At 55.2% G+C, this 6446-nt stretch carries 5 protein-coding genes and 2 pseudogenes; 3 read left to right on the forward strand and 4 right to left on the reverse strand.

What is annotated here, in order from left to right; translation table 11 throughout:
- Positions 1-128: 128 nt before the first annotated feature.
- Positions 129-904: pseudogene (locus tag DVH23_RS22860) on the reverse strand (ISNCY family transposase); the annotation flags it as partial.
- 205 nt (positions 905-1109) lie between these two features.
- Positions 1110-1436: pseudogene (locus tag DVH23_RS22865) on the reverse strand (ISH3 family transposase); the annotation flags it as partial.
- A 178-nt stretch (positions 1437-1614) separates the two neighbouring features.
- Between DVH23_RS22865 and DVH23_RS22870 the strand changes: the two are divergent.
- The 3 genes from DVH23_RS22870 to DVH23_RS22885 all read left to right on the forward strand — a co-directional run bounded on the left by DVH23_RS22870 (position 1615) and on the right by DVH23_RS22885 (position 5036).
- Positions 1615-2304 (forward strand): metal-dependent transcriptional regulator, encoded by a 690-nt coding sequence (locus DVH23_RS22870; RefSeq protein ID WP_114579647.1) that lies wholly within the window; start codon positions 1615-1617, stop codon positions 2302-2304.
- 125 nt (positions 2305-2429) lie between these two features.
- Positions 2430-3680, forward strand: a complete 1251-nt coding sequence (locus DVH23_RS22875; protein ID WP_394342656.1) for an Nramp family divalent metal transporter — start codon at positions 2430-2432, stop codon at positions 3678-3680.
- Between the two features lie 1125 nt (positions 3681-4805).
- Positions 4806-5036, forward strand: a complete 231-nt coding sequence (locus tag DVH23_RS22885; protein ID WP_114579649.1) for a hypothetical protein — start codon at positions 4806-4808, stop codon at positions 5034-5036.
- A 68-nt stretch (positions 5037-5104) separates the two neighbouring features.
- Here the strand turns inward: DVH23_RS22885 and DVH23_RS22890 are convergent, their stop codons facing one another.
- Positions 5105-6082, reverse strand: coding sequence for an IS1595 family transposase (locus tag DVH23_RS22890; RefSeq protein ID WP_114579650.1), 978 nt, complete (start codon positions 6080-6082; stop codon positions 5105-5107).
- Positions 6076-6441, reverse strand: a complete 366-nt coding sequence (locus DVH23_RS25400) for a transposase (protein WP_114579651.1) — start codon at positions 6439-6441, stop codon at positions 6076-6078. Before DVH23_RS25400 ends, DVH23_RS22890 begins: the two co-directional genes overlap by 7 nt.
- Positions 6442-6446 lie beyond the last annotated feature (5 nt).

Raw genomic sequence — 6446 nt, forward strand, 5'->3', positions numbered from 1 at the left:
CTGACCTTTCAACACACACCAGTAGCGGCCGCTACTGCATCTTCTAGCTCCGAAATTCCGTCTGTGACGCCGTGAGCGTGTGAGTTATCGATCGTATCTCGACGACGTCTTGCGATTCAACAAGGCATCCCAATCGCTCCGTTGACCATCGAGGCGATCTCCATCGCCTCGAGTTGCTTGATGTAGTGGAGATGCGTATCACCGTCAGGACCGCCGTTCTCACGCGTTGTTTCCTCGTCGAAGATCCGGCTTCCTTGATTGGCAGCAGTCCTGGTCAACCCGAGGTAACTCTGGAGATCGAGGAACGCGGTATCCTCATACCGCGTTCCCTCGTCCGGTCGATTGTGAGGTCAATCGCCGGAAACACGATCTGACAGAGCGCCTCCGTGACGTCCTTTGCTTTTCCAGTGACGTAGCGTTGTTCCGACCGGGTGGAGAGATCGCTCTTGTCCTCAGGATCGAGCGCGCGCAGTCCGAGCGGGTTGCCCATCTCGTGGGCAACCGCGAGGATGTGTTCAGCAGATGTTCGGATGAAAGCTTGAAGCCGATTCGAGAACCGGTCGCGCCAGGCGCGACCGAGTGTGGTCCGACCCGGCGCAGTTTTGTCCCCAGCGAACTGGTCGGGATCAAAGCCGAGCGTGCGGGCACGCTCGGCAGTCGCGAGGTACTCGTGGAGCTCTGTGGTCGTGAAGCCGGCGAGCTCCTTGCAGTAGAACGCCCTTACCATCGGCCCGTAGCCGTAACGAGCGTTCCACTTGGTTTTCCCAGCTTCGTAGACTCCAGTCTCGCTGAAGTCAAACCCACGGACCACGGCCAGAAGGTCCGTGTCTTTGTGAATCAATTCCTCGGCCTGTCGTTCGAGTCTGCTGATCGCAGACTCGAACTCGGATGTCGGTTGAGACATCCATGTACAGTTGGCAACCAATCGGAGTCAGTCACCCGTCTCGTGCACAAAATCTGTCGTTCGGGACTCCTGGCGAGTGGTCAGCGCAATAATTGAACCCTTCCAGAACAGGTGTGAGGGTCAGGGCTAAATCGATAGATAGCGCCGGGATGAATCGGATATTCCATCATCCAGCTCAAGGGGTCATAACTTACGCAGACTACTCGACGACCTCCACCGGTCGATCTGGGAGCGTCTCCAAGGCATCTCGCTGAAGGAGCGTGTTCCCGACCGCCTCAACAGCGTCTAGATCGAACTGATCGGTGAGATGGTCACGGACGGTATTGGCGTGAGGCGAATCGTCAGTCGTCTCGCAGACATGATTGATCGAGGTCCCGCCGGCGCTGGTGCCGGCGAGGAGCTCGTACAACTCATTGGCGGTGACCTCAACGTTCTCACCAAGGTCAATCGGGAGTTCGTCTCCGAGACTGTTGGCGACAAAATTAAGCAGGTGCTCTTCCTCTAACTCGTTGTCTGCTTGGTTAGGCTTCACACCGCATCCAAGCAGACACTCCCTCTAACCCGATGTGATCGACTGAGTATTGCCCTCTACACTTGAGAACAGGTCAAGCACCTCGGGACGTGACCTAGGGTGGTCTATGTGAGTATCGTAGTAGGGATGAATCTCGGTAGACAAATATAAGAATTAGGCGGTTCTAATTCACTCATCGATGATGTTGAGTGCCGTCATGGAAGACTATCTCAAAGCGATCTATGTCCTCCACGCGGAAGTCGATGGGAACGTCAAAACATCGGACATCGCTACGCAGCTGGACGTCAAGCCGCCGACCGTGACAAGCATGCTGAAGAAGCTGGCCGAGAAAAACTTGGTCAGCCATGAGCCTTACCAAGGCGTCGAACTCACCCCAACAGGCGAATCCGTCGCACTGGAAGTGATTCGTCATCACCGCTTACTTGAGGCCTATCTCACTGAAGAACTCGGCTACGATTGGAGCGAAGTTCACGATGAGGCTGACCGGCTGGAACATCACGTCAGCGAGACGTTTATCGACCGACTCGCCACTCGGCTTGACGAGCCGCAAGTCGATCCCCATGGCGATCCAATTCCGAGTGCCGACTTGGATCCTGTTGAAGACCCTTCCGGGACAGCGCTTATCAACTTCAGCGTGGACGAAACAGTCATTATCCAACGAGTTCGGAATCAGGATCCCGAGATTCTCCAGTATCTCGAGGCACATGGAATCAAACCCGGAACGCGCGTTACCATCAAAGAGGTCACCCCCATCGGAATGATCAGTGTTCAACCTCACCCGTGCGAGACGGCTGTCTCCCTGCCGACTAGCGTTGCTCGCTCTATTTGGGCCCATCAAATCAACGAAGTGTCAACGCTGGTTCCGTGACTGAGATCCCAACGGAGTTAGATTAGACTAAATCTAAAATTTGATTCGGTGGTTATTTTATTAGCTGGCTTTAACTGTCTTTCAGAGAACGTGTGACTCTGGACTCAGACGATAATACGGGCACAATCGGCCGTCCATCACTGCGGGAACTCATGTACTATCTCGGGCCGGGATTCCTTATTAGTGTCGCGTATATGGATCCCGGGAATTGGGCCACGAACATCTCGGGCGGTGCGAAGTTTGGGACAGCCCTGCTTTGGGTGATCGTCCTTGCGAGCCTGATGGCCATTGGGATTCAAATCATCGCTGCGAAACTTGGGATCGCAACGGGGAAAGGCGTCGCACAGCTCTGCCGTGAACGGTTGCCTAAACCGCTCGTCTGGCCTCTCTGGGCTGCAGCCGAACTCGCGATGATCGCCACCGATATGGCAGAGATCATCGGTGCTGCGATTGGGTTTAGCTTAGTTTTCCAACTCCCGCTAGCAGCCGGGGCGGTCCTCGCCGGGATAAGTTCGTTCGCCTTGCTCGGTATTCGTACGGCCTATCGGCGTGGCTTTCGGTGGATCGAGTTCACGATCATGGCGCTCGTCGGGGTGATCTCGCTTGCATTTGTCTTCCAGATGGTACTTGCGAAACCGACCGCTGGGGAAATTGCTGCCGGGCTAGCACCGTCGATCCCGAACTCGAGTGCGCTGTTTATTGCGATCGGGATTCTCGGTGCGACGGTCATGCCTCACAGCGTGTATCTGCATCCGACACTTGTCCAGGATCGTCGACAACAGCAAGTCGAGGCTAACGGGGATACGGAAGCTGTTCATCGGCGCCACTTCCGACTGGAAAGCATCGACACGACACTTGCACTGTTCGGCGCGATGTTCGTGAATGCTGCTATGCTTATCGTCGCCGCTGCATCGCTTCAAGGGACAGGTATTGAAACACTCACCGAGGCGTATGTCACACTCCAAGGAGTCTTTGGCACGAATGCGAGTTTCGCCTTCGGCATCGCGCTCATCGCGGCCGGACTGTCATCATCACTGGTCGCAACTATGGCCGGGCAGACCGTCATGGATGGATTTCTGGACCTCAACGTGAATGTCTGGATCCGTCGCTCCGTGACACTCGTCCCGAGCCTCGCCATCGTGCTGGCGGGCTTCGATCCGACGAGTGTCCTCGTGGCCTCCCAAGTTGCGCTGAGCTTCGAACTCCCGTTCGTCCTCATCCCCTTGCTCTGGTTCACCTACCAAGAGGACATTATGGGGAGTTTCACGAATAAGACGAGGACGACCTATGGGCTCGCGGTTATTATCGGCCTCATCGTCGTTTTGAACGTGTGGCTCCTGTACTCGACACTATCCGGTACTGGGACGCCTGGATGACTCTATCACGTAGCGACCCTCCGATCGGGGGTCGCCGCGTGGCAGAAGCACCGAAATGCGGCTGATCGACTCATCGACTGGCAGTCCACCACCGACGACGCACGAATCAAGTTACATCAACCCTATCCGATCGAACTCGAAACGGACTCGCAGGAGTACAGTTGAAGCTACACTGAGTTCGCGTCGTGGGTAGCAACAGCTCTCATCAATTCTCCTCTTTTTGGGCCAGAAAACCACAGCACACTACAATTCTCGATTAGTCGCTTGATGGACGAGACACAATTGACTGATTTCGGCAGTTAACGCGCGAATTGAAGGCATTGCCAGTCCAGTTTGCGCTTACACTCCGAAGTCAGGACGGTTACTTTTGGTTATAGAAGTCCATATTTTACATATGCTGGTAAAGATTCATTTTCCATCTATGCTGAATGTGATGCCTTATTGAGCAAATTTGCCACAGAGAGAAAAGATACTTCACCGGCCATTTTCTCCGTGTTAATATGGGTGCCAGCCGTCTGATCATTGCGATAAGTATGACCATATTGATTGGTATAACTCTCTTCGTGTCGATGACCTTCTATTGGAATTCCGGCGGCCTAGCTATGCTTGGGTATTTGCTGGCTTTCTTCGGTATGACCGCTCTGATTCCGTTGGTTCTCCGCGACAAATTAAACAAGTCTTGGTCAGGGGAGTGATATATGGGGCACAGGACGGAGTGACATAGGGTTGGGTGAACTCCCATGTCTGGCGATTCCTGTTTGGAAACAGGACGTGCATCGTCCATGCAAGCCGTCAAGCATATCGATAGCTCAGGATGGCGAGTTGGAAGCCGTCATTGTCCGATATGCTTGCGAGTAGGACGAGTATGGGCTAGTTCAGGGAGGGACTGCCATCGGCCCTATACTCGAATCCCTCGTCGACGCTGAAAATCCGTATTATCAATCACACCAACTCGTGAACTCGAACGCCGGAGATATCGATAACTCAAACTGAGTCCAGAAGAGCATTCTCCAGTCACGTTCTGTCGGCTTTCTACCGGCTCCAGATCAACCCAAAGGGAAAACCTGTTCGACTGTCCGGTGCAGATCCAGCAGATAGATCCGTTTGGAAGAGAACCATTTGATAATGGCCCAGGATCCCTTCCGAGCGCGGGCATCCGGCGACTACACGCAGTCGCAATCGACAAGGTTCGTCGGCGCCGTCGGAAAACTCGCCGTCCTGTTAGTTGTACTGCTCCAGACCCCAGTCGTATCAGCGCATGGTGAGGCAGAGTCGACGGCACTGAGTCAATCTCACGGTCTGATTGCAATTTTCGTGGGGCTGGCCCTCGTCGGCGGAGCAGTTGCGCTAGAGTGATCACCTTAACACCTGAATATCCGGGAGAAAAGTCTCAATCCAGTCAATAGCGAACGCTCTTGCCGAATCTAGTGAAACACGTTGAGGGCGAAGCAGTCAACGAGGCCGTGTAGCGGTGCTCCGACGAGGTTCAACGTCCGTACGAACCCGTAGGTTCGGACGGACTGTTCCAATCCTGGTTTGGAGAGACCACGGAACTTCTCCAGCCACGGCTGGATCAACGACCAGAGGCATTCGACTTGATTTGTGTGGACGCCTTCGTCTGAGACGTACTTATCGTCGTGAACAACGGTTCGATGCTCGTGGTTCATCTGCTGATACGCGGGAAGTTCGTCGGTCCAGATCTCTCCCAGCGGCTGGGAGAGATCGCCTGCTTCCTCGATCACTGGCCCGAGATTCTCGTCGTATTTTGATCCTTCTTCGGCTGAGATCACCCGAAGCACGTCGCGGCTCGCCGCGACGAGCGTGAGTTTGTCGCCCGGTGCTCCCTCCCAGCGTGATCGGCCCGGTTCCCCAGAACCGCCGCGGGAGAGACCATCCCGCGGCGGCGATTGACCTTTGTAGCCCGAACACTTCGAGCCGGTTTCATCGATCTGTGTTGGTCCCTCAACGGTGTGCTGGATGCGCTCCCAGACGAGGGGAAAGCCGCGTTCGAACGCGGCTTCCCCATCACGGAGTTGCGCATGGATTGTGTCGTAGCAGGAATCGAATAGCTGGGCGATCTGGTTGATGCTGAGCAAGGTATCAGCGTAGAGAATGAAGATGAGAAGGAGTTCACCGGGTGTAAGACCGGTGTTTGCGAACGGCGTGTTTCGGGTGTATGTGAAGCTATAGCGGCAGTTACGACACCAGACTCGGGGACTGCTGTCCCGAGTCTGGAGAGCTGTTTCTCCACACTTGGGACAGGGAGCCTGCTCCCACGCACGCTTGCAGCGCCGCTCGACGATGGCGTCGAGCGGATCGGGGCGGAACACTATTGCTTGGCGCTCAACAACTTCCTGGAGCATCCCGCCGAAAGCTGTCTGTTGGTGCACATCCACTAGCATACGGCGGGATGCTGTAGTTCCTCCGCGACTGTTTCACCAGACTCGGCAAGAGCGATAGCGAAACTTATGCGACGGCTTAATTGGAGAAACGTCTCGGTGAGAAATTCGCGGAAGTGCTCTTTGTCCGCGAAAATCTCTGGCGAGATTTCGCGTTTGAGGTCTTTCCAGAGCGGCTCGATCGCGTTCAGCGTCGGCGAGTACGGCGGGATGAAGACGAACTCGATGCCGAGTTCGTCGGCCCGATCCTGGGTGAGATGAGCATGATGGGAGCCGTAGTTATCGGCCACGAGCAGAATCCGCCCGACCGGATTCTGCTCGCGGATCTCTTCGAGAGCCTCGACGATCGTCTCTTTGACCATCCGCT

The sequence above is a fragment of the Saliphagus sp. LR7 genome, assembly GCF_003344565.1.
GTDB classification, from domain to species: domain Archaea; phylum Halobacteriota; class Halobacteria; order Halobacteriales; family Natrialbaceae; genus Saliphagus; species Saliphagus infecundisoli.